This window comes from Methylobacterium sp. J-026 (genome assembly GCF_022829585.1).
Classification (GTDB): Bacteria; Pseudomonadota; Alphaproteobacteria; order Rhizobiales; family Beijerinckiaceae; genus Methylobacterium.
The window spans coordinates 1-300 of sequence record NZ_JAKSYC010000013.1; the positions used below are offsets into that span (position 1 = coordinate 1).

The 300-nt window shown below is 68.0% G+C and carries 1 pseudogene; it reads right to left on the minus strand.

From position 1 onward, the window contains the following. Window positions 1-195 (minus strand): annotated as a pseudogene (locus tag MKK69_RS00265) (hypothetical protein); the annotation flags it as partial. Window positions 196-300: the final 105 nt, after the last annotated feature.

Below are 300 nucleotides of genomic sequence, written 5' to 3' on the forward strand. Positions count from 1 at the left end.
CCGTCTGCCCCAGCCGTCGCGCCAGCGGCTAGCGTCCGCGTCCCACCAGCGCCCGTCGCCCAGATGATAGACCATGCGACCGTGTGGCCGGCCGCAGCTCTCGCAGCGGCCCTGCGCCCGGCCGAAGCGGATCGCCATCGATAGCTCGCGCCAGTCGATCGGATAGAAAAAGCGGTGCTCGGGCCGGATCGGCATGATGGGGCTGAACACCCGATGGCGGGCCTATTCTGTGGCAGGGTGGCGGATCGCTTCTGTATCATCTCGGCAACAGCCGCGGGCCAAAGTCACGGGGTGCTGCAA